General features: G+C 37.2%; 11 protein-coding genes and 1 tRNA gene. 7 read left to right on the forward strand and 5 right to left on the reverse strand.

What is annotated here, in order from left to right:
• Window positions 1-86: 86 nt before the first annotated feature.
• From ACT3CD_RS11575 to ACT3CD_RS11595, 5 genes are all read right to left on the reverse strand, one after another.
• Window positions 87-1,130 (reverse strand): AlbA family DNA-binding domain-containing protein, encoded by a 1,044-nt coding sequence (locus ACT3CD_RS11575; RefSeq protein WP_444645791.1) that lies wholly within the window; start codon window positions 1,128-1,130, stop codon window positions 87-89.
• A gap of 351 nt (window positions 1,131-1,481) precedes the next feature.
• Complete coding sequence (locus ACT3CD_RS11580) at window positions 1,482-2,483, reverse strand: hypothetical protein (RefSeq protein WP_444645792.1); 1,002 nt, start codon at window positions 2,481-2,483, stop codon at window positions 1,482-1,484.
• Between the two features lie 723 nt (window positions 2,484-3,206).
• On the reverse strand, window positions 3,207-4,523 hold the full coding sequence (locus ACT3CD_RS11585; protein WP_444645793.1) for an RNA-binding domain-containing protein: 1,317 nt from the start codon (window positions 4,521-4,523) through the stop codon (window positions 3,207-3,209).
• 707 nt (window positions 4,524-5,230) lie between these two features.
• Window positions 5,231-5,989 (reverse strand): hypothetical protein, encoded by a 759-nt coding sequence (locus ACT3CD_RS11590; protein WP_444645794.1) that lies wholly within the window; start codon window positions 5,987-5,989, stop codon window positions 5,231-5,233.
• A gap of 138 nt (window positions 5,990-6,127) precedes the next feature.
• Window positions 6,128-8,395 (reverse strand): AAA family ATPase, encoded by a 2,268-nt coding sequence (locus tag ACT3CD_RS11595; RefSeq protein WP_444645795.1) that lies wholly within the window; start codon window positions 8,393-8,395, stop codon window positions 6,128-6,130.
• A gap of 511 nt (window positions 8,396-8,906) precedes the next feature.
• Here ACT3CD_RS11595 and rlmD point away from each other — a divergent pair.
• From rlmD to ACT3CD_RS11630, 7 genes are all read left to right on the forward strand, one after another.
• Window positions 8,907-10,316: a 23S rRNA (uracil(1939)-C(5))-methyltransferase RlmD gene (gene rlmD, locus ACT3CD_RS11600; protein WP_444645796.1), complete on the forward strand. Its 1,410-nt coding sequence runs from the start codon at window positions 8,907-8,909 to the stop codon at window positions 10,314-10,316.
• Window positions 10,317-10,457: 141 nt separating this feature from the next.
• Window positions 10,458-10,541: transfer RNA gene (locus ACT3CD_RS11605), tRNA-Leu, on the forward strand.
• Between the two features lie 558 nt (window positions 10,542-11,099).
• Window positions 11,100-13,514: a glycoside hydrolase family 3 N-terminal domain-containing protein gene (locus tag ACT3CD_RS11610; RefSeq protein ID WP_444645797.1), complete on the forward strand. Its 2,415-nt coding sequence runs from the start codon at window positions 11,100-11,102 to the stop codon at window positions 13,512-13,514.
• Between the two features lie 150 nt (window positions 13,515-13,664).
• Window positions 13,665-16,475: a heparinase II/III domain-containing protein gene (locus tag ACT3CD_RS11615; RefSeq protein WP_444645798.1), complete on the forward strand. Its 2,811-nt coding sequence runs from the start codon at window positions 13,665-13,667 to the stop codon at window positions 16,473-16,475.
• A 668-nt stretch (window positions 16,476-17,143) separates the two neighbouring features.
• Entirely contained in the window at window positions 17,144-20,221 is a 3,078-nt protein-coding gene (locus ACT3CD_RS11620) for a SusC/RagA family TonB-linked outer membrane protein (protein ID WP_444645799.1), read from the forward strand.
• Window positions 20,222-20,238: 17 nt separating this feature from the next.
• Window positions 20,239-21,909, forward strand: coding sequence for a RagB/SusD family nutrient uptake outer membrane protein (locus ACT3CD_RS11625; RefSeq protein ID WP_444645800.1), 1,671 nt, complete (start codon window positions 20,239-20,241; stop codon window positions 21,907-21,909).
• A 417-nt stretch (window positions 21,910-22,326) separates the two neighbouring features.
• Window positions 22,327-24,333 carry a glycosyl hydrolase 115 family protein gene (locus tag ACT3CD_RS11630; RefSeq protein WP_444645801.1) on the forward strand — a complete coding sequence of 669 codons (2,007 nt, stop codon included), beginning with the start codon at window positions 22,327-22,329 and terminating at the stop codon, window positions 24,331-24,333.
• Window positions 24,334-24,457 lie beyond the last annotated feature (124 nt).

The following is a 24,457-nucleotide window of genomic DNA, read 5'->3' on the forward strand; positions in this document are numbered from 1 at the left end:
ACCTGATTCACGCCATTGTTCTACCATTGCAAACATTTTTTCTTTCTTGCTCATGTTTTTTTTGATGCAAAAATATTTCCGATCATCTAATTATGAAATATGCACGCAATGGGGTGGATACTTTCAAACCTAAAATAATCATTCCTTTCCTTAGAAAGTCTTGCCTTTAAGTTACTAACCTTAGGCCCTTTTTCTTTTAACAACAGCTTTTCAACACTTGCTAGATTCAATTTTGAAGTTACTAAATAGTAATAGATTGGGTAATAAACGGTGTTCTCATAAGCTACTTTTCTAAAGAATTCTTTTGCTGATTCAATATCCAAATCTTGTTCAATAAATGACTTATATAACTCAAAATGAGTAATAATCTGATATTTTTTTTCAATGAGCTGAATCACTTTATTACTATCAATTGGCAAAACATCTCCAATCAATTTTAACGCAGGTGCTCCATCTTTCTCTACGAAACTACCTTCATTTATGAAAGTTAATTTCTCTAATAATTCCTCGGGAATCAATAGCTTATTGCCACTTCCCATAAGTTCACCATTCTCTATGTTCAGTAGTCCGACATTTTCAACTCCAATTGTTGCAACATTATTCATTAGTTTTAACCATCGTTCATTTAAACGATTATATTTTTCTTCAATAATGTTTCTCAAATCACCATATGAAATACGGCGACTTTGTCCTGGATATCGATAGAATATGTCACTCTCATGGATTGTATCGCTTGCTGCTTTAATCGCAACCACGGGTTTGTCATTATTTTTATAAACGTATAAGAACCCTAAATCAATACCTTCTACCTCTTTAATAAATAGTTCGAATTTTATCTCAGGCGCAAAATAGTCAAGCAATTCTTGAGATAAATCTTTATTGTCAAAATCACGCAACCTATTATTTTGCAAGCCTATTAACTCTCCATTATTTTTAACACCATAAAGAATTAATCCTCCATTTGCATTTGCAAAACTTGCAATCCATTTATGGAGTTTTTTATCCTTATGTTTAGGACTTTGGAAACTTTCTTTAAATTCAATTTCAGAATGCTCTTTTTGACGAATTACATTTTCACTTATAATGAAATATTGTCTCCAATCAAATTCCTTTTCAAATGATTTATTCACATTATTCTAATTTTAGGTAGTCTGTTTCTTTAAATTACACACAACGTCTTTACACCGCTATTACCATTTATGGTTTAAAAAGACTATTGACGTTATGAATATTATAGGTTAATGCATTTATCTTCGTAACTCCCTGATATAACGAATATATATCCTTTTTTGCTATATTTTATTATCATCATCAAAAAAGAACCGATTGATGTAAAAACCAGTCTTCTTAAAATCCCTCTTTCCACGATACAAAAACCGTCGTTAATTACCATATAATTTGGCCGGGATGTAGTTCAATCCCGAGGCCTCGGGACTGGGTTCCCGATCCTCGGGACTAGTGCGTGCCGACCGCTCAGAGTCCTATTTATTAGGGGCTGCCATTTCTATTATCTCGTTTAAATTTATAAAGTCAGGTTTATTATCAATCCAATCATAATATAAAATTTTAATGCCCAATTTTTCAAAACGATTCTCCACAATTTTATTCAATTTATCTGGTAATACAGCAATCAGATCAAGATTATTCCTTACTGGAATACTATATATTAACAGTTGTCCAATTGCAGAATAAAGACTTTGAGTTGATGAATTTGTTTTTATTTCAAATAGTCTATTTACTTTTCCTTCATTATATGTAAACAAATCTCGGTTTCTATCATTACCTATTTTTAATCCAGAACGTTCAAGCATAGATGCAAGAGAATTTACAACAATTCCATGAGTCCGTTCAATTACAATCGGTTCCGTTCTTTCAGTAACTGAAGTCCCAGATTTTTCATTTGTATAATTAAAATCAAAAAAAACACTAAAATCATCTAGTTTATCTGAATTGTGTAAGTTTTTAACCCTATGAATTTCCGATATAAAATTTGATACTTGTCTGGGAAAGTGATTAGATTCTAATTCGCCAATTAAACAAAATTCAGTTTCTCTATCTCCATCGATTACAGAAACAAAATCACCACGATAGTTATTTATAAAGAAGTTTTTTCCAATTCCTTTTTTCCCTCCACCAATTTTACCTCTGTGAAGTACAATTATTTCTCCACTGTCTTGTTTTGCAAATGCACCTGCAATACTTCTATTAATACCAGTAATTGGAAAATTTATTTCTCCATTTAATGAATTTCCTCTTCCTTCAAAAGGACGTCCAATACCAAATCCATTCCAATATTTATTGTTAATGATTTCGGTGGAAGTCCATATGTTTAATTCATTTGAGTATCGTACTGTATCAGAAAAACTACCGCCTGGAAAACCTACTATACAATCAATTTTTTCTGTAAAAAAGTCATTTAACCGAGACTGAAATCTCTCATGAAATTTAGCAATCTGTTTTCTATCCTCTATTACTGTAATCATTTTAATGTCTATTTTTGATAATGTAGTGGTTTTTCATGGTTGCCCCTAACGTTTAGTATATGCAAAGTAGGCGATTGCGGGCTTTAAACTTATCAAACCGTTGAAATTACTACTGTTTCGCCTGTTTTGTATATACATTGTGTGTGCCTTGAATGGTAAATATAAACAAATTTTCACATTTTATTGTGAGAAAGTCTGGAGAGTGCAAGTCTCTTATGTGCCTGGTTAACACCGGGAAACATTAGTAAGTCGCAAGCTGGTTTGGAGTGATTCATGCAGTGAAATAAGCGAACCTGCAAAAGTCTGAACTGACGAACAGGAACGGAAAAAGAGGCATAATTGTATGGGTAAGTAACCACATCATTAGTCGTTCCCGGAAAGGGGGATGGCCAATTGCTCAAAGTCCTGTTTTAGGAACAACTATCACTATTTCAAGACTAACGAGACGCGGTTACCTATCTATGCCGGAACTTCATGTGTCGCTTAACCCATCAAGGTACGAACCGCCATATATGCAACAGAGTGAAAAATATCCTGTGAATATTTTGAACGAAAGGTGGGAGCAGAGCTTGCGTACGTACGGTTGTGTGAGATGCTTTCCGTTTGGCTTTTAGCCTGGCGGCAGTCTGCTCGATTATGCGTTCGTGCTCGATTGCTGTTTTGTTGCTTTTTTCAATCTATCAATTATTTTCCATGGTGCAATTGGTGCAATTATGGTGCAATTCAAATTTCATAAAATGAACCTGCTCCTTTCGCGTCAGATGCTTTTATTAAGCCTTTTTCAACCAGTTCGGATAAATCTCTACTGGCTGTATTTCTGGAAACATTGAAGTTTGATTGATATTCACGATTGGTTATTCGTTTCTTATTCTTTAGAAAATCAATTGCTCTTCGCTGTCTGTCATTCAAATCAAGTGATTCTAAGTACTCTTCACTAAGTTTATCTTTCGTGAATTCAACCCAAAAACCTGACATTTCATAAAAATATTTCGGCGAAGGGATGCCAAATCTAACACAATCATTAATCATTTTGATGGTTCCGCGTCCCCATGCTTCAATGTATCCACTTCTGAACAGGGTGTTTGCAATATCAGGATTGTATGGTTTAGATGGATGCTTTGTTAATAGTTTCTCAACCGACCAATTCTCTGGCAATTGGGCATCATTCCAGAAAATTATTTTGTTTTGATAAACACTTATTTGTATTGGTGTTCCCTCGGAATAATCTTTATGAGAAACCGCATTTAATAATGCTTCTCTTATGGCTTCTTTAGGATAATCGTATTTTTCAACTCTGTTTAATCCATCATAACTTATTGAAGAGTGAATATATTTTGCAAATAGCAAGTCCATGGTTTTTTCAATTTGTTCAAATAAATTTCCATGTGCTTCATCTTGAAATTTCAGTTCATCATCAGATTGGAAGAAACCAATTTTTATGTATGCACCGGTAACAAATTTTTCAGGATTTGGATGAAAAAGCAACAGTGCAGCTCTTTTCAAATATTTATTCTCAACTAATTGCAGATTTTCAAGTAAATGGTCGTTTGTGTCTGTAAGCACATCCTCTTCAATCCTTTGTGCTTTAACAGCTTTTTTGCGAAAATGGTCAAAAGTGTCTGATTTTAAATCTTCTATTGAAACATTTGGAATTGGAACCCCATCCCAACGTATCCCTTTTTTCTGTAACAAGAATTTGTCCAAAGCATTGCCTTTCAACTCTTGTTTTGTACTTCCGCTTCGATAGTGATATTGTCCTTTGTAATTTACTGGATAGGGATGTGCCTCAACTCTGATTTCTAAATATTCACCATTTTCGGTTTCGTATAAATTTACATCGACGATTATACCTAAAACATCTTTGACTTTATTGGGAATATCTTCAAGTAGTCTTTTCGCATTCTTTATACCAATTATTTTTCCCTTATCATCTTTTCCGATAATTATTGAACCACCCTTGGCGTTAGCAAATCCACATATCCATTTTAGATACTCGTCTCTCCACGATTCTTTCCATTCAATATTTTGATTTTCTGCCATTTTTCATCATTTTATTCAAAGATAGAAAAAATGAGCTTTAAGCGTGAAATCTTCTCTCTTGCAATAAACGGCAACGTTTACGCGGTATGCGCTTTGCGGGGATTTCGAAGCACAATCCTATCAAACTGTTGAAATGGTTATTAGCTGTACTCACTTTCGAACTTACACCATCCCCCGCATTGCGTATTACCGCCAGTGTGTGCCTTGAATGGTAAATATAAACAAATTCTCTCTATAATTAGAGAGAAAGTTCAGAGAGTGAAAGTCTCTTATGTGCCTGGTTAACACCGGTAAACATTAGTAAGTCGCAAGCTGGTTTGGAGTGATTCATGCAGTGAAGTAAGCGAGCCTTCAAAAGTCTGAACTGACCAGCAGGAACGGAATAAGAGGCATAATTGTATGGGTAAGTAACCACATCATTAGTCGTTCCCGGAAAGGGGGATGGCCAATTGCTCAAAGTCCTGTTTTAGGAACAACTATCACTATTTCAAGACTAAAGAGACGCGGTTACATATCTATGCCGGAACTTCATTTGTCGTTTAACCCATCAAGGTACGAACCGCCATATATGCAACAGAGTGAAAAATATCCTGTGAATATTTTGAACGAAAGGTGGGAGCAGAGCTCGCGTATTTACGGTGGTGTGAGAGGCTTTGCGTTAGGCTTTTAGACTGGCGGCAGTCTGCTCGATTAGCAACCGTAATTTTCTATTTCTTTCCTGCACCTGAATAATCAACTAAAAACTCCATTCCCTTTCCTTTAGGCAAGTGAATTATTGATAATGAATCATCTGATTGTAATCTAAAAGGTTCCACTTCTTTTCGTATAGAATTATCCGAAATATAAAAGATTACAATATATCCACCTATTATAAAAGAATAATGTGTCTTTCCATCTTTTTTATGTCGTCTAGGTTGTGCAATTATATCTTTGGCGGTCTTATCATCATTATGCCATGACATTACAACTATCGATATATCCTTGTCGTTAGATGGTGTCTCAGAATCAATCATCTTTCTGATTTTTTCTCCTAGTGGTCCTAAATCTACTTCATTAAACATTGGTCTATTTGAAATACTTGCTCTCCATAGTATTGAAAGTAAAGCAAGTTTCACTGATTTATAGTCAATATTAGTCACTCTTGTAAACTCAACGCCTGTATCGTTTGTAATTTTTTCACATTTTGGTTTTTGGTCTTCTGGGATGTTCGGATTCGTAAGGATTTTTGATAAATAGCTCTCAAATTGCCCTATCTTTTCATTATCACATTCTTTACAAAGAATTCCACCTTCATATTCTCCAGTTGGAGGTTTTGATACTTTATCAATTCCCTTTGATTTTTCAATTGCATCAAATTTTCGAATTCTGTGGTTTTCGTCATATAAGTCTTTATACATGAAGTTTGGAATAATATGAGACTTCTTAATCAAAGGTTTTTCTTCATTACAAAGCTTACATTTAGGCATGATTCTGTTTTTTTATATTTGCTAACGGCTCGGATTTGCGTAGTGCGGGATTTCAAGGCACTTCACTATCAAACCGCTACGTTGTTTATTAAATGCTTTAAAATTCGAATTTATTAAATCGCCCCGCATTACGCATATTTATTGTTGTGCATTCGTACTTAATATTTCATTTATTTTTTCAAATAATGGCTTTACACTTATGAAGTCATTATTATTTAAGTCATTTAAATTAAGTGCAAAATCTCTTTTTTTGCCTTTAAATAGAACTATCTCACCACCACCTTTTATTTGCTCTTTTTTAAAATAATGATTCAATGATTCTAGACCATAGAACAATAATTCAATAGAGAGAATAGATTCATTTTTAAAGGTATCATTACCTGATTTTATCACCTGCTTAATTATGCTTTCATTTTCAGGAACAGGCAATAGAATCGCATATGCACTTTTTGTTTTATGCTTGATTGTTAATGCCTTTTTGGGATTTTCTTCACAAATCAAATATTTTTTCTTTAATCCATTCCACACATTATATCCCTCTTGGTCAAAATCAAACAGGGCAATAAATGTTTTCTCTGGATAATTCGAAAAAATTCCGTCTTGTGCATCTTCCGCTCTCCTAAAGAGATTACCTAAAAAAGAAGCGTCAAAGCAGTCTTGTATAAAAAAAGGCATCGCTGTTTCAAATAGCTTTTTCCAAGCTGTTTCTAGTATAATTTTGTCAGTTATACCTTCTGTAAATAGAACAGGTAAATCAGTATTTCCAATATTATAATTAATACTTGTACTACTATCCTCATGTGATATTGTTGCTATACCTTCAGTTAGAATATTTATGGCATTTGACTTTATTTCTTTCTTGATTTTCTGTTCTCCATTCTTCTCAATGATGTAAATTGATTCTTCAGGACTTAATGCCACTGTAGTAGGTGAATGTGTTGCCATTATAACCCTAAATCCCTGCTCTTTAATAAATAAATTCTCTAATACATTGAGCAGTCTACTTATCATAGAAGGGTGAAGTGATGAATCAACTTCATCTAATAATAAAACCCTTGGAGTAATTTTGTTTTTTCTTGTCTTATATATCAGTAAGGATAACGCAATTAGTGTTTTTTCTCCTGATGAAAGTTGTTCAAATGTAGTAGTATATCCTTTTTCTTTATGTATTAAAGTAATTTGAACTTTTATGTTCTTTTTATCAACTCCTAGAAATTGCTGATTTGGTGCAGTATGCAAAAAGTATCCATTACAATCATACTCAGTTAATACATTGTTTATTTGTTCAACAGGAGATAAACCATGCTTTTCTATAAATTTCTCTGCACTTAAAAATGCAAGGTTTTGACCATATTCTGTAGCTTGAATTTTATTTAAGCTATTCTGAGTCTTCTTTAATTGATATTCTTTTTCCTCATTAGCTATGTCTTCAAGAAAAAGGTTGGGAGACTCAAAGTCATTGTTGTTAAGACTAAAAATACTTTTACCTTGGACTGTATTCTTTAGAAACTTAAACAAACCCTCATCTTCATCAGATAAGTACTCGTCACAAGTGTTTTCTATTTCATTAAACTTCAGTTTTAGTTTGTCATATGTAAAATCTTCAATTCTGCCTTTACTGCCATTTAAGTATTGATGTGCAAACTGAAAAAACTGAGGAGTAAATAACTGTTGTTTTGCCTGAATAGCATTGGAAATATTTTGTTCATCTTTAAACTGTACAAGCAATTCAAAATCCCTTTTATTGCCAAAACATTGTTCGAAATTAAAATTAGGTTGATTATTAAAATTGAAGATTAATTGGTTAACTAGAGATTCTTTTAATTGAGTGTATCTTATTTTTAAGTTGTCATAACTTATGTCATTTACACTACCTTTAGCATTGTTTAGATATTGATATGCAAATTGAAAGAATTTAGGAGTAAATAACTGTTGCTTTACTCTAATAGCATTAGGGATATTTTGCTCTTTTTTACATTCATCAATTAATTCAAAGTCCTTTATATTATTAAAATGCTGCTCAAAACTAAAACCAGGTTTTTGCATTAAATTATATAAATGTTGGTCTAGTGAGTTGTTTGTCTGTACACTAAATTGGTTGGCTTTATTTTTAAACTGCTGAATCTTATTAAAGTATTGCTGCTTTTCTGTATTCCATTCATTTAATCGATTTTGAAACTGAGGGTTCTGCTGCAAATTACCAGTAAAAACTGTGAAGTCATTGTAGTTATAATACACAATTTCAGACTTATCAACTCCTTCAATTCCAACATTACCTTTTTTTACTGCATTCAACAAATGAGTCTTACCTGAGCCATTTTTTCCTGTTATAATTGAAAAATCATTTAGCTCAATCGAGTCAAATTTTGTTATTGAAATGTATGGTTGTATAAAATTAAGTTTCATTCTTTTCAATTTTAGCAAATGGTTTCATGTATGATGCCCAACGCACTCATAAAGTTATTATTATTTATAAAGTATTCGCGTAATTTTTTTTACGAATACAAAAAAAACTCGCACAGATACTTACATCTATTAAGCTGAATCCATTTGAGATAAACAGTCGATCGTACCAAATTTTATTTTTTTAATTCCCGACTTTCAAATCTTTTTTCTTTAAGCGTTGACGTCGATTCTTCATCGTAAATAATTTACAATAATTAACCGTGACCAAAGAACTGCCGTGATCACTTATAAAGTGCCGGCGGGAAAAGTCTTATTTCGGGGCTTTGATAATAAAACGTCGAGGACAAGGCTTTTGAAACCAGTGCGTTTGCTAATTGTAAATGACTGTTTCAAAAACGAGAATAACGCAGTATGTGGCTTTTCCTTGCAAAGACGATATATTACAGAAACTAAATGCCGAAGGTTTTAACCGACCAATTATTTAATATCTTTGGCGCAAAATAATTTTGTTGTGGGAAGATCCAGAAAAAACAAACCGGTGCTCGAAGGGCTCGAGATTACAGATATAGCCGCTGAAGGAAAATCTTTGGGGAAAGTTAACGATAAGGTGGTTTTTGTCACGCAAACCATTCCTGGCGATGTGGTGGATGTGCAGGTGACCAAAAAACGACGTAATTATTATGAAGGGTTTCCGATCCTTTTTCATAGTTATTCAAAGTTACGAATAGAGCCTTTTTGCGAGCATTTTGGCGTGTGTGGTGGCTGCAAATGGCAGCAATTGCCGTATAAAGAACAGCTGGCTTTTAAGCAACGCGAAGTATTTAACAATTTAACAAGGATAGGGAAGGTGCAGCTGCCCGAAATAATGCCCATCCTGGGGTCGCCGTCCGAAACGTTTTATCGTAATAAACTGGAGTTTACCTTTTCAAATAAACGTTGGTTAACGCAGGATGAAATGGCCTCCGATGAAGTAATAACCGACAACAATGGTCTGGGTTTTCACATTCCCGGTATGTTCGACAAGGTGGTGGATATCAAACAGTGTCATCTGCAACCCGAACCTTCCAACAGTATTCGGTTGGACATAAAAGAATATGCCGAAGCCCATGGTCTCACTTTTTTTGATTTGAGGAATAGGGGCGGTCTGCTGCGCACACTGATGATTCGCACCGCCACCACTGGCGAAGTCATGGTTGTTCTCTCTTTTTATGAGGACGATGAGGTTGCGCGTGAAGCTTTGCTGAACCATCTGATTGAGAAATTCCCGCAGGTAACATCGTGGATGTACGTTATTAATGGTAAAGCCAACGATACAATTACCGACTTGCCCATTGAATTGTTTGCCGGCCGTGATCATATTTTTGAGGTGATGGAAGATCTGACCTTTAAAATAGGGCCTAAATCTTTTTTCCAAACCAATTCGGAACAGGCACTGAATCTGTATCGGGTTGCCCGTGATTTTGCAGGCCTGACAGGTGACGAAACCGTTTATGATCTCTACACCGGAACGGGAACCATTGCTAACTTTTTGGCACATCAGGCCAAAAAAGTAATCGGAATTGAATATGTTCCGGAAGCCATTGAAGATGCCGTTGTGAATGCCGAAATTAATAAAATTGACAACACTACTTTTATGGCGGGTGATATGAAAGACTTGCTAACGGCCGAATTGTTTGATAAATATGGTCATCCCGATGTTATTATTACCGATCCGCCGCGTGCCGGGATGCATGCCGATGTGGTTCAATCTATATTGAATGCGGCGCCCGAACGGATTGTTTATGTGAGTTGTAATTCGGCCACTCAGGCCCGTGATCTTAATTTGCTCGACATTCGTTATACGGTGGCTAAAGTACAGCCCGTTGATATGTTTCCACATACGCACCATGTTGAAAATGTGGTATTGCTGGAACGGCGTTAGACATTTTTTTGACGGGTGTAAATCAATTAATAGTGGAGGAGTGGTACGCCGGCGCTTAAAAAACATTCTTTTTTTTTGCCGATAATTATTGTTACAAAAGGATAACTTCCTATATTTGCACCGCTGAAAATATTAATGTCTGCCCAGATGGCGAAATTGGTAGACGCGCTAGTTTCAGGGACTAGTGTACGCAAGTACGTGCAGGTTCGAGTCCTGTTCTGGGCACTTTTAAAAAAGCACTTAAATCATTTGGTTTAAGTGCTTTTTTGATTTATAAAGCGCAATAGAAAATTCTCTGTCGGTATTCAATTTCTATTTTTCTACATTTTTCACGGCTGTTTGCAACCGAAAGTCACCCTGATATTTTTTGGCTTCTATCAAATTGTTTTATTCGATGTTGATATCTGCCTGGCTAATCGCTTTGATCGCTGTAGTTTTAAAAATGGCAGTGATTGGCGCTGTTGTTTGTGTTGCTCTATGGCTTTTATAGCTGTAAAGCCTTGATCTCAAATTTATAACTTAATTTTTTGACTGTGAAGCATCCACTCTGAATTGAATCGTTTATCCATGCAAATGGTACAAAAATGCATTGTTTGGAAGTCTAAATGGTGTAGTTTTGTTTATATATGGTAAAAAATGATAAATCAGATTGCATTATATTGTTGATTGGTCGAGAAATCATTTTGTTTGATGTTGAGTAAATGAATGGCTTCATGAAGAGGCGGTTTTTGTAATCCAATAGAGAACAGTTAGCTAAAAACAAATACTATGAATTTATTCCGAATGAAAATTTACAAAGTTATTCTATCTGCTTTGTGCTTGATATTATTGACGTCGGCAGGGCGGAAAGATGAACACAAAATCTATCACAAAGGATGGATTGATTTCAATAAAAATGGAGAGAAGGATTTATTTGAAGATCCGACTCAGAGTGTTGACGTACGTGTTGCCGATCTTTTATCGCAAATGACGATGGAAGAAAAAACCTGTCAGATGGCTACACTTTATGGTTTTTCACGGGTTTTGGAAGATGAATTGCCCAATGAGAAATGGAAAAGCAGAGTGTGGAAAGATGGTATTGCAAATATTGATGAACACTTGAATACGATACAAAACCGGCCATATACCTACACCAAATATGCTTATCCGTATAGCAATCATGCCGAGGCCATAAATGTTGTTCAAAAATGGTTTATTGAAGAAACACGGATGGGTATTCCGGTCGATTTTACCAATGAAGGGGTGCATGGATTGTGTCACAAAAGAGCCACTCCTTTGCCGGCTCCCATTGGAATTGGGGCTACCTGGAATAAAGAGTTGGTTTATCAGGCGGGTCAAATTGTTGGACGCGAGGCCAAAGTTTTAGGATATACCAATATTTATGCTCCAATACTTGACGTTGCCAGTGATCCTCGTTGGGGACGGGTTGTTGAGTGTTATGGTGAAGATCCGTTTCATATCGGTGAATTGGGGGTGGCGATGACTAAAGGTTTGCAATCGGAGGGCGTCGCATCCACCGTTAAGCATTTTGCGGTGTATAGTGTGCCTAAAGGGGCCCGTGATGGCCAGGCGCGAACTGATCCGCATGTTGCGCCACGCGAAATGCACCAACTGTATCTTTATCCCTTTAAAAAGGTCATTGAAGAGGCTAAGCCTATGGGAGTCATGAGTAGTTACAACGATTATGACGGCGTGCCGATAACGGGCAGTTATTACTTCCTGACCGAGTTGTTACGACAGCAATTTGGATTTGAAGGGTATGTGGTATCTGATAGCGAAGCGGTTGAATATTTGTTTGATAAGCATGCTGTTGCGACGGATTATAGTGATGCCGTGCGGCAAGCAGTTGAAGCCGGATTGAATGTTCGCACTACCTTTAGAACGCCGGAATCATATATTGAACCTTTGCGTGAGTTGATTAAGGAAGGGCGTATTTCGATGCAAACCATTGATGCGCGTGTGGCTGATGTATTGCGAGTAAAAATGAGACTGGGTTTGTTTGACAATCCTTTTGTCAGTGATCCCCAGTTGGCCAACAAGATTGTTCATACCGACGAAAATGAAGCTTTTTCACGGCAGATCACCAGAGAGTCGATGGTTTTATTGAAAAATGAAAATAATCTTTTACCTCTTGATGTCAATAAAATTGAGGATTTGTTGGTTGTCGGTCCTTTGGCCGATGCAACCGGTTATACTTTTAGCCGGTATGGCCCGGCCGATAATACGTCTGTGTCGGTTTATAAAGGAATTAAAGATTATGGCGAAGGTAAGTTCAATGTGAATTACGTAAAAGGTTGTGACGTGATGGATGCGAGCTGGCCCGAAAGTGAATTGATGGATGTGCCTTTAACTGAGGAGGAGCAAGCTGGTATTGACGAAGCCGTTGAGCAAGCAAAAAAATCAGATGTCATTATAGCCGTTGTAGGTGAGGATGAGAAGAGAGTTGGTGAAAGTAAATCGCGTACTTCACTTCAGTTACCCGGCCGGCAATTGCAACTGGTGAAGGCGCTCTATGCGACCGGAAAACCGGTTGTTCTTGTTTTAATTAACGGACAGCCTTTAACTATTAATTGGGAAAATAAATATATCCCGGCTATTTTAGAAGCCTGGTTTCCCGGAACATCGGCAGGTGATGTGGTGGCTGAAACTTTGTTTGGCGACAATAATCCGGGGGGAAAATTATCTGTTACATTTCCAAAATCAACCGGTCAAATACCTCTGAATTTTCCATTTAAAAAAGGTTCGCATGGCGGACAGACCGAAGATGTGGGTAACGGATATGGAACAACCCGCGTCACTGAACCTTTATATCCGTTTGGGTATGGATTGAGTTATACAACATTTCAATATAACGATTTAAAAATTAGTCCTGTAAGTGCTTTTTCTCAGGCTGATATTCATATTTCGTTTAAGGTAACTAATACCGGGGAAGTTGAAGGTGATGAAGTCGTTCAATTGTACCTTGAGGATGTTGTTAGTAGTGTAACAACTTATGAGTCGCAACTGAGAGGTTTTGAGCGGGTCCGTTTATTGCCGGGCGAGACAAAGACGGTAAATATAACTCTGCATCCTGATGATTTGCAGTTGTTGGATAAAAATATGAACTGGACGGTTGAACCTGGTCAGTTTAATGTGAAAGTTGGAAGCTCATCGACTAACATTAAATTAAATGGAAGTTTTGAGATTCATAGCCTTTAGCATTGTCTGTTGTGCTGAATGAAAGGCCTCGCTTAATAAAGTAGCTTTTTTTGTGCATCATTAATGTGATGCGAGCATGAGAGTGATCACTCATAAAGATGAATGATTACTCTCATGGTTCGTTTCATATGGTAAAAACAAACAAATTATATGAGTTGTAGATTGATAATGGTCCTGACGGCATTCATGTTGTTTTTTGCAGTGGGTAGCGCCTGTGCAGGAAATGAAAATCACCCACGCATCTATTCGGGGAGCACAAGTAATGCCGATTTTTTAAAGTCCGTCAATAATGTTGAGTGGAAGAAACAGTTAATACAGAAGAAGAAAGAGAATGTAGAAAAATATTTGGAGAAATGTAAAGATGAACCTGAGTGGTTGGTTTCCCGCTTACAGATGAATTGGACGACAAAACATACTGAGGTGTTTTTACATGGCGGTAAGTTTTCCCATTCATCAGGAAAAGCGCCGGTGCCGACGGTTCGTTTTTCAGGAACACGTGATTGGGCAACTGATTATCGAACGCCTTCCATCGAAGAGGTGGAGCCTTATTTCGACGACGAAAGAGGAATGCATCTGGAAAATAAGAAAACCGGTGAAAAAGAGTGGGTTCACCCTTCTAAAGTGGGTTTTGCCATTGAAAGAATTAACCAAAGTATAATGAGTGTGGCCGAAGATGCTGCTTTTTTGTATTGGTTAACGGGCGAGGAAAAATACGCGGCGTTTGCTGAGCCCCTGTTTTTAACATACATAGAAGGAATGTATTACCGAAATGCACCCATTGATTTGGATAATTCCCATCAGCAAAGGGTTTCGGGATTATCGACTTTTGAAGTAATTCACGATAAAATCGTAGATTACTTAGCGATTACCTACGATTTTTTGCATCCTTATTTATTAAAGAATAACAGAGACTTTGATCATATTTCGGCTGTTTTTCAAAAGTGGGGCGATCAAATGATAAAAAATGGCATCCCTGATAATAATTGGAACCTTTTTCAGGCCAATCATTTAACGCATATAGCATTGGCTTTAGATGATGATGAAAATTATGCCAATGGTAAAGGCCAGCAATATTATTTGAAATATACTTTTGATCAATCAACAGAACGACAATGGTCTATCAAAGAAGCGGTTTTGGCCTATGATCAAAACACAGGTATCTGGCCTGAGTCTTCCTCGTATTCTTTACACGTGACCAGTTCCTTACTGCATATATTAACTTTGCTCGATAATGTGAGCAATGCCAATGAGCTGGCTAATTACCCGGTTATTGAAAAAGCTGCGCTGGCTGCCTTTCAGTATCTTTTCCCAAGTGGATATACCGTTGCTTTTGGGGATGCTCGTCATGGCATCATTCCACCCGAAAACTTCGAGCTTTTAATTTCTTATTATCGAAAATATAATATGAAGGAAAAAGAGCTGGTTATAACCGGATTGCTTGAGCAATTGATAGATATGGGAGAATATACGCGGGAGGGCAAAGATCTTTTTGATTTATTTTTTTATACCAATCAGTTACTTGAGACCGATGCTGCTAAAACAAAGGAATTAAGCAAGCAATTAATAACGCCGGCTTTTTATGCCCCCAATGTGAGTCTGTTTATTCAACGTATGGGTGAGGCTGATCAGGCTATGATGGTTTCCACGGTTGGAACTTTTGGTAATCACTCGCATGTAAATGGGATATCCATGGAGTTATATGCCAATAACTATGTTTTGGGTCCTGACATGTCAAAAGGCCCCAGCTATTGGCATACCGATCATCGTGAATATTATTCTCAGTTTCCGGCGCATAACACAGTGGTTGTGGATGGAGTCTCCAGTTATGGCAGAATGCGCGGGTATCATCCTTTTACATTGGATAACAATTATCCGGCTGCGGGCGAAGCTAAGGTTACTTTTGATAAAGTGTCTTTTGTAAATGTCTCTTTTGTGGAACCTAAAACACTTTCTGATCAGCAACGATTAACAGCTATGATTAAATCGCCACAGGGAAATGGTTATATCGTGGATGTTTTCAGATCGCGCAAAAAGAGTCAGTCCAATCAAAAACATGAATATTTTTATCATAATCTGGGGCAGTCGCTTGAGCTGTTTGACGGTAATGGTAAACGTTTCAAATTGCATGCGACGGATGAACTGGGAACAGCTCACGGTGATATGAAGGCCTACGATTATCTCACTGATAAAAAGGCGGCGCTCACTTCTGAAAATGTGAATGCCTTGTTCACATTAAAGCGTGAAGGTCAGTCTGATAATTTAATGAAAGTATGGATAAAAGGTGCTGAAGGACAGACTGTGTTTACCGCCCAGGCGCCAAAATCCAATGCCTTATCAAAGGGGACCGCTCCGGTTGAAATGTTGGGGCAGAAAATTCCAACTCTTATTTTAAGGAGAGATGCAGAGGCCTGGCGAAATCCCTTCGCCGTTGTGTTCAACCCTTATATGGATGGAGAAGTTAATTCTGTTTTAGCCGTCGATTATCCGGAGTTAGAAGATAGTCCTGATGCACAAAAAATAGCACTGACACATAACGATGGTAAAACCAGGGATGTGATTGTTGCCAATGCTTCACAAAACGATATTGCACTGGAAAAAGACTTTTACCAGAAGGGACTTCTTTCTGTCATTCGACAACTGGACGAGGAAAAGATGCCCATATTTTTATTTTTGTCGGGTATGTATAAGTTCGATTACAAAGACTGGGGGATACTTGCCTATGCCAGAGCCGTTAATATAAGTATCGAGCGAACCGAACAGGGCTATGTGATACAGAATGATCAACCGGTGGCGGTTAAAATACCTTTTTACGAAGGACACAAACCTGTTCAACTGAAATTTTACAAGAATGAAGAACTTGTTGAACAACGACAGATATTTGTAAATAGAAATAATGGTGCTCAAGTCGATTTTCGTTTAGATAAAGCATACGAAAAAGTACTTGTAGTCCTGAAAAAATAAATAGCCAGTGATTTCAAAATCCTTTTTGTGGCTGGTAAGAAGAGTTTATTTCTGAAGCTTGCGAAGCCAGAGAAACTTGAGTTTCCTGGTGTAAATGATCGTTTTGAAAGCGGACGTGACGAAAAAAAATGCTGTTCTCCTGCTAACATTCGTTAAATGTTTAAGTGAAATTGTATAACAAGAAGCCCGATTCTGTAAAGAATCGGGCTTTTTTAATCAATAGAATTCCTTAATGCCAGTAAAAGGGAGCTGTTTTTTAAGATAGATGTTTCAGAAGTTGCTGTACATGAAAGATGTTTATGAATAAAATTTGTCAAATGCCTGCTGATAATATGCTTTTCGCAGGGAAACTTCAACAGTAAAGTTTTTTTGTCGCTAAGATGATTGTCTTTTTTCATACAGAATGTAATCCGCAAGAATAGAATATCCATCTGTATGATCAAAATGTCCATATCCCATTTCTGATTTTTGCAATTGTTTAATAAACATTAATCGGTGGTTACGATTGTATATTATATTAGGTCGTATATTTATTTTAATTGTATGATTTCTGTGTGTAATCGTCACATAATCAATGTGTGATAATTTATCCATGTCTCTGGTCTGATAATCCATGTGTTAAAAAAGGATGTGCTTTACATTTGAGCCGTTAATAAAAATTAAACTATATGAAAAAGATTAAAACCAGATTCTTGTTGCTGGCTATCGCATGCTTGATGACTTCATTTAGTTGGGCTCAGCAAAGAACCATATCGGGAACCGTTATAGATGAAGGTAATGAAACATTGCCGGGTGTAAATGTTTTTGTTAAAGGAACAAACTCGGGCACTATTACGGATATAGACGGTAATTATTCGTTAATGATTACTGACGCATCTGCTGCGACGCTTATATTTTCTTTTGTAGGATTTACAAATCAGGAAATAAAGGTTGGCAACAAGGCCGTTATCGATGTGCAACTGGTTGCTGATGCTATTGGCCTTGATGAGGTGGTAGCTATTGGTTATGGTTCGGTTAAAAAGAGTGATTTAACAGGTTCTGTGGAATCCATTGGTGCTGAAAAGTTAACCGAGATGAATAAAACGGATGTTGGACAAGCAATTCAAGGACAGGTAGCGGGTGTTGATGTGCGCAGATTGAGTTCTAAACCGGGTGCGCAGTTGTCCATTAAAATTCGGGGTAATACGGTACTTAAGAATACCAATGTTAAAAAGGATGGTGTTAGTAATGACCTGGATGATGACTTGTCAAAACCACTATATGTTGTAGATGGCGTATTTATGGATGATTTGAGCATTTTAAATCCTTCGGATATCGAAAAAATGGATGTGTTAAAAGATGCATCCGCAACAGCTATCTACGGTTCAAGAGGTGCCAATGGGGTAGTTATTATTACTACAAAAAACGGCGTAAGCGGTAAAATGCAAGTTACTTACGATGGCACTTTTGGTGTGAATACGGCTACTAATACTCCTGATTTTTACAATGGAGATGAATATGTTAGCTATGTTTCTGACGCACTAAGAGGAGGTCAATGGGAAAGCCAATGGGAAGATGGTGTTGCCAGTGTAGAAGATTGGAATAATACGGTGATTGATACAGATACTGAATTCTACGACGAAGATGAAAGAAATAATGTGGCCAATAGAAATTATACCAACTGGATTGACTTAGTAAAAGAAACAGGTATTCAAACAAGTCATACCTTGGGTTTTTCAGGCGGAGAATCAGGCCTGCTTTATAATGCTTCTGTGGGTTATACCAAAGATGAAGGATTAGTGGGAATTGAAAATTACGAACGTTACAATATAAGCTCATCTCTTTCTAAAAAAATAAGCAAGGTTGTAACAGCCGGAATCCGATCTTATTTTTCTTATTCCGATCGCGAAGAAGGGAGTATGGAGTTATTCAGAAGTTCTTTTCGTTTAGCGCCAACGGTAAGTGCTTATGAAGAAGATGGTTCCATTAAAACTGTACCTGATGCGCAGGATGTACGTTTTATCAACCCGCTTCATGAAGCAAATGGTTCATGGAATGTGAATACCAGAAAGTATAATATTATTGCCAATGCATTCATTGAAATTAAACCGACAGCGTGGTTTAATTTTAAAACAAATTTTGCACCGGAGCTGATTACCCAACGATATGGTGAATATCGGGGTTTGTTGACTAAAACAGCGCGTAACGATCAAAGTCGCACACGGTCCTATTATCGGGCAAATTATTCAAATTCATATACATGGGATAATATTGCCAACTTTGATTTTAATGTCAGAGAAGGGCATAACCTGAAGGCGACCTTAATTTCGTCTATCTATCTTCAACAAGAAGAAGGTTCGGCTTTGCAGGTTCGTAATATCGATTCTGACTCTTATTCTTATTACAATACTGCCGGAGGAGATGATATACAGGAATATGGTACATTTTATTCAAAAGAAACATTGACTTCTTTTGCCTCCCGTATTAATTATAATATCTATGAAAAATATCTTTTCACATTTACCGGTCGTTATGATGGATCTTCCAAATTAGCGAAGGGAAATAAGTGGGCCTTTTTTCCGTCGGCAGCATTTGCCTGGAGAGTCAGTCAGGAACCTTTTCTGGCTGATAAAGATTGGTTGTCGAACTTAAAATTGCGTTTATCCTATGGTGAATCAGGGAATGATGGGGTTGTGAGTCGGTATGCTTCGCAGGCTTATTTAAGCGATGATTCCTATCTTTTTGGCAATCAATCGGCCTCAGCAAAGGTGATTGATGATTTATCCAATGATGATTTACGCTGGGAGCGTTCAAAAGAGTATAACATTGGCGTGGATCTTGGTTTCTTTGATAGTAGAATAAGGTTAGGAGCTGAATATTATAACAAGAAGACTGTTGATGCGATATTGGGAAAAACACTAATGGCACTAACAGGTTTTTCTGAATCGGAAGGAAACTACGGTTCTGTTCGTAACAGTGGTGTAGAGCTGGTCTTAAATACGGTTAATATACAAAAAGGGGACTTTAGCTGGAGCTCAAGTTTCAATTTTGCCAAAAACAAAAATGAGGTTGTTGAGTTAACCGATGATATTGAAAAAGAAGTTTACGGAACGCACGGCGTACTGATGGTTGGTGAACCAATTGATGCCATGTATGCATACGAAAAGATCGGAATCTGGCAAATGGATGAGGCCGAAGAGGCTGATAAATATGGATATGTCCCCGGTCAATACAAATTTAAAGACCAAAACAATGATGGTATCCTTTCTGCCGAAGATGATAAAGTAGTGATTGGTTCGCACTCTCCGGATTGGACTGGCGGAATGACCAATAATTTCAGCTACAAAAATCTTGATTTATCAGTAATGGTTTATACCCGTCAGGGTGTATTTGGTCACTCTGAATTTTACTCGCATTTTGCCACACACAATGGTGACGGAGCCACATTCAATCATATAGATATGGATTATTGGACGCCCAATAATCAGAATTCAACAAATCCTATGCCCGGTGTTGGCTCTGACGACGAATGGTATTTTGCTGATATGTCTTTTGTGAAAGTAGGTAATATCGGCCTTGGGTATAATATGCCAAAACAAATTATAAAGAAGTTAAATATTTCAAGTTTACGTCTTTCTTTCGATCTTCAAAACCCATTTACATTTACCGATTATAAAGGTCCTGACCCTGAAACTGGTTTGCAGAATTCTTATAACATGGCTTATTCAGTTCAGACTGTTTTATTTGGATTGAAACTTAAGTTGTAACCGAAAAAATTAAAGCAATGAAATTAGGAAAGAAAATTATATATACATGCTCGATGTTAAGTCTCTTATTGGGATTTAATGCATGCGAAAGTTTTTTAGAGGAAGAAAATCCTTCTGAAATTACCGCGGAAAGTTACATAACAGAAGACACCGCAGATGAGTTGGTGGTTGGTATGTATAGTTCGTTGCGTGATGTTTATAAGCAATATGCGACCGCTTTTTATGGGACCGATATTTTTACCACTCAAAATGCTTTTTACAGTAATAATAGTTTGAACGAATATTACAATATGACTTCTTCGGTAGGCGGAGTCGAGGGCGTTTGGGATTCTAACTACAAGGTTATTAGTAATGCCAACTCGACCATCGATCAATACGAAAATGTTATTAGTTGGAGCGAAAGCAATGCCACTGCAAAAGCTTATGGTATTGCACAAGCCAAAGGATTAAGAGCATTGGCGTATTATAATCTGGTGCAACAATTTGGTGGTGTTGTACTTGTGTTGGATGATGTAAATGATATATCATTTAGTTATACAAGATCCAGCGAGGAAGAGGTCTTTAATCAAATCATTGCCGATCTTGAAGATGCCATTCCAGACCTGGAGTCCGCGCCTGAATTTGGGCGTTTTTCCAAAAGAGCTGCTCAGCATCTACTGGCTGATGTTTATGTAACCCGCGGTTATAAATCTTTTGGAAGTTCTGATGATTTCACAACAGCTGCTCAGTATGCTGAATTAGCCATTGATTCTTATGATATTTTAAGCCAAACTTATGCTGAGGTTTTTGATTATGATAATCAGGAAAATGATGAGATTTTATTTTCTATTCAATATGGCGAGGGTGGGGAAGCCGACGATCGTGATAACGATAAACAAGGTATTCTTATGAACCAGGTCTTTAATTATCTCGGGATTGAGCGTACAACAAGTCCTTATGGTGAGGTGGTGTTTGCGGCAATGCCTACCGATTTTTTCTATGGTTTGTTTGACGATAATGACACCCGTGATGAGGTAACGGTATTTCGGGCACTTTTAGCAACCGAAGCCACATCGTATACTTCCGGTTATGGTACTGATGAAATAAATATTGGCGATACAATTATTTATTATCCTAAGAATAAGCTAACCACGGCTGATTTAAAAGATAAATTAAATCGATACTTCGTGTATCAGCCTGGGCAATATGGTTACGATGCGGTAGGCGATAATATTGAAAATGTCATTTATCAATACTCAGATAACCAGATTAAAACAAATTTTCCGATTTTCAGGAAATTCAATGATGAAAATTCAGCAGGTACCGAAGGTGGATATAGAGATACTTATGTATTTCGTGTCGCAGAAACCCATTTAGTAGCCGCCGAAGCATACCTGAAAGCGGAAAATATGACGGCTGCTTTAGCACATATTAATAAAGTTCATGAAAGAGCTACCGGCGTTTCCGATTATTACGTATCCATTGACATTGATGATGTCTTAAATGAAAGAGCAATGGAGTTGGCTGGTGAGTCCAATAGATGGAATATTCTGAAAAGAACAGGAAAACTGGAGGAACGAATTAATATGTATAATCCGCATGTAATAGATCATGGTGCGTTTGATGCAGATATTCACCTGGTTCGTCCTATTCCTTCTGCTGAAATGGAGTTGTCTGATGGTTCACTAAAGCAGAATCCTGAATACTAATTAGTGTTTGTCTATAAAGTCCAACTTCTGCGTTACGCTTGCTTTCAAAATGGTCATTTACGGGAGTAAACTCACATTTTTCGAGCTGCGCAAGCCTTGTATTTGAACTTTATATTTCAAACACTTAGTTTCCGGACAGGCTCTGGTCATAGTTCGTTTACAATACCCGGGCATGTGTTTTTTATACATGCTCAGGTAATATGTCTTTGAACGCGAAATTCAGATATCCATCTGTTTTGCTATCCCTTTTTTACACAGATACATTTTTCTCTTTTTCAAGAGAAGTGGGGATTGTATTTTTTATAAAAAGGATTTTCAAAAGAGGTGTGCGGACGATTTATGTCAGGCAATTTGATGTTTGCTTGCAGGGTGTATAATATCATAAATAAAAATAAAATGATATGTAATTTAAAAAATATGACAATTAAGCTATTATACTTACTGGTTGGGATATTCATATTAAATGCATGTACTTCATCCATCGACGGGGTTTATTTGGTACAAGGGGACAATGCAACAGATCTTGAAAAAAATGCTATTCAGGATTTGAAAAGGGACCTGATGAAAGTAACGGATAAAAATATCGAAATTTTCACTGAGTCCGAGGATATGCCGGAGGATGGAGTGGTGTATTTATTGGGGACTATTGATAGTCATCATAAAATAGCTCAGCTGGCCGGTAGTCATGAAATATCCTTATCTGACGAAAAACCCGGGCCGCGTGGAGGTATTTGGGCAAAAGTTCCTTTAAAAAAAGGAAGAAAGGCTATTGTGATAGCAGGTTCTGATGTTCAGGGATTACAATATGCGATATATGATTATTCACACGAGGTGTTGGGTATTGATCCTTTTGAATACTGGACCGGGAGAACGCCTGATATTATATCTGACAATGATTTATTGGATTTCGAAAACCGACAAATTGCGCCTCCTGAAATTCCTGTTTTATGTTATTTCGAAAATGATGTGGATGAATTGGCAAATTACCGGGGTAAGTTGCTGGAGTACGATTGGGAGACGTATACCGAAATGATTAATTCATTGGTTCGGTTAAAATATAATGCCATTCAGCTGTTCGATATGTTGGGACGGCCTGAGTTTTTCTTACGCGAAGCCTACCAAAAACTGAAACCTGATTACGATATTGATATTAAGTATATTGAAAAGCTCATCGATTATGCCCACCTGAAAGGGATGAAGGTTCAGATTGATATGTCGTTGGGTTACAAGTTGTATCAGTTAAGTGAGGCTGAAGCTAGCTGCTGGAAAGAGAATAAGGACAAATGGATAGAAGCCTGGACTTACTACCTGGAGAAAACGCCTGTGGGTAAATGTGATATATTCTCGCTTCGTCCCCGAAATCAAGTATGGGATTGGGAATACAAGAGTACTTGCGGTGAAGATAAAACCGAAGTGTTTAATGAGGTGTATGCTGAGTTTGGGAAGTTAATAGATAATCATAATCCGGATGCTGTTAAAGTGCTGATTTGCTATCATGACGGGATGGAGATTTTTAATGAAGATTTTAATCCGCCAAAGGATTTTATTGTTGCCTGGAGTGATAATGGCTGGCTCGGATTCGAATACTTACCTAAGAGTACTAAAGGTTATGACTTTGGAACGTATATGCATGCCGGTTTCTGGCGCAATCATACGGTGCCTGATCCTTGTCCTGAGCTTATCGACGAAACCATGACTCATTTTATTGATACCTATGGCGCCAATAAGTATTTACAGGTCAACGGGCAAACATTTCGTTTGTTTATTTTAAATATTACGGCTTTCTCAAAGGTTGCCCAGTCATATAAAGATTTTGACGGTGAAGATTTTTATCGGAAATGGACGCGCTACTATTTTGGGGAGGACGCAGCTGAATATGTGGTTTCAGCCTATAAACATCTGCACCAGGCACAGCTAAATGAAGATGGCTATGTTGAAATACTCTACCGTATTAAGATGTATCATCAGCATTTAAAAACCGATGCTTTAATTGAGAATAGCGAAAGTTATCAACGAGCGTATAGTGCCGATTTGGATCAGCGTATGGCCATCATTGATAGCGCCTGGGAGTTTGTTGAGAAAGGTAAAGAGGTGGAAAAAAGTAAAGCTTATTTTTATCATGATCAGGTTGAATTGCCTGTTTTACTGATTCGACAGTTGCTTTACTACCAAAACGAATTGCAGAATATTGCCATAGCTCGCGATAAATATCAAAAATCGGGAAATAAGCTTGAAAAGCAGGATGCATTGGAGAAGGTAGAAAATGCCCGCATGTTACTCCAGGAGCATATTGCCACACGTATGCGTGGCGATATGAATCCAAAGTGGAAAAATTGGTATAATCCTGCCATACGAAGGCCTAATAATGGTTTCCCTGAATTGGAGGATCTGGTTGAAATAAAGAATGTAACAGAGGCAATGTAGGTAGGTCGTTGTGTTGTTGAGGGGGCAAATGGACAGGAAAAACAGATCTGTAATGGTATGCGAAAAAGGATGTCCGTATTTTTTTGTTCGCTTGCTGTTTTTTGTTGCTATAACCAGACTTTAA

The organism is Geofilum sp. OHC36d9 (genome assembly GCF_052400685.1).
GTDB lineage: Bacteria > Bacteroidota > Bacteroidia > Bacteroidales > Marinilabiliaceae > CAZHHH01.

Excerpts from the sequence above, each read along its gene's own strand:
- ACT3CD_RS11620 (WP_444645799.1), top strand. The coding sequence starts at position 17,144 with ATGAAAAAGATTAAAACCAGATTCTTGTTGCTGGCTATCGCATGCTTG.
- ACT3CD_RS11615 (WP_444645798.1), top strand. The coding sequence starts at position 13,665 with ATGAGTTGTAGATTGATAATGGTCCTGACGGCATTCATGTTGTTTTTT.
- ACT3CD_RS11625 (WP_444645800.1), top strand. The coding sequence starts at position 20,239 with ATGAAATTAGGAAAGAAAATTATATATACATGCTCGATGTTAAGTCTC.
- ACT3CD_RS11585 (WP_444645793.1), bottom strand. The coding sequence starts at position 4,523 with ATGGCAGAAAATCAAAATATTGAATGGAAAGAATCGTGGAGAGACGAG.
- ACT3CD_RS11590 (WP_444645794.1), bottom strand. The coding sequence starts at position 5,989 with ATGCCTAAATGTAAGCTTTGTAATGAAGAAAAACCTTTGATTAAGAAG.
- ACT3CD_RS11630 (WP_444645801.1), top strand. The coding sequence starts at position 22,327 with ATGACAATTAAGCTATTATACTTACTGGTTGGGATATTCATATTAAAT.
- ACT3CD_RS11580 (WP_444645792.1), bottom strand. The coding sequence starts at position 2,483 with ATGATTACAGTAATAGAGGATAGAAAACAGATTGCTAAATTTCATGAG.
- ACT3CD_RS11610 (WP_444645797.1), top strand. The coding sequence starts at position 11,100 with ATGAAAATTTACAAAGTTATTCTATCTGCTTTGTGCTTGATATTATTG.
- ACT3CD_RS11595 (WP_444645795.1), bottom strand. The coding sequence starts at position 8,395 with ATGAAACTTAATTTTATACAACCATACATTTCAATAACAAAATTTGAC.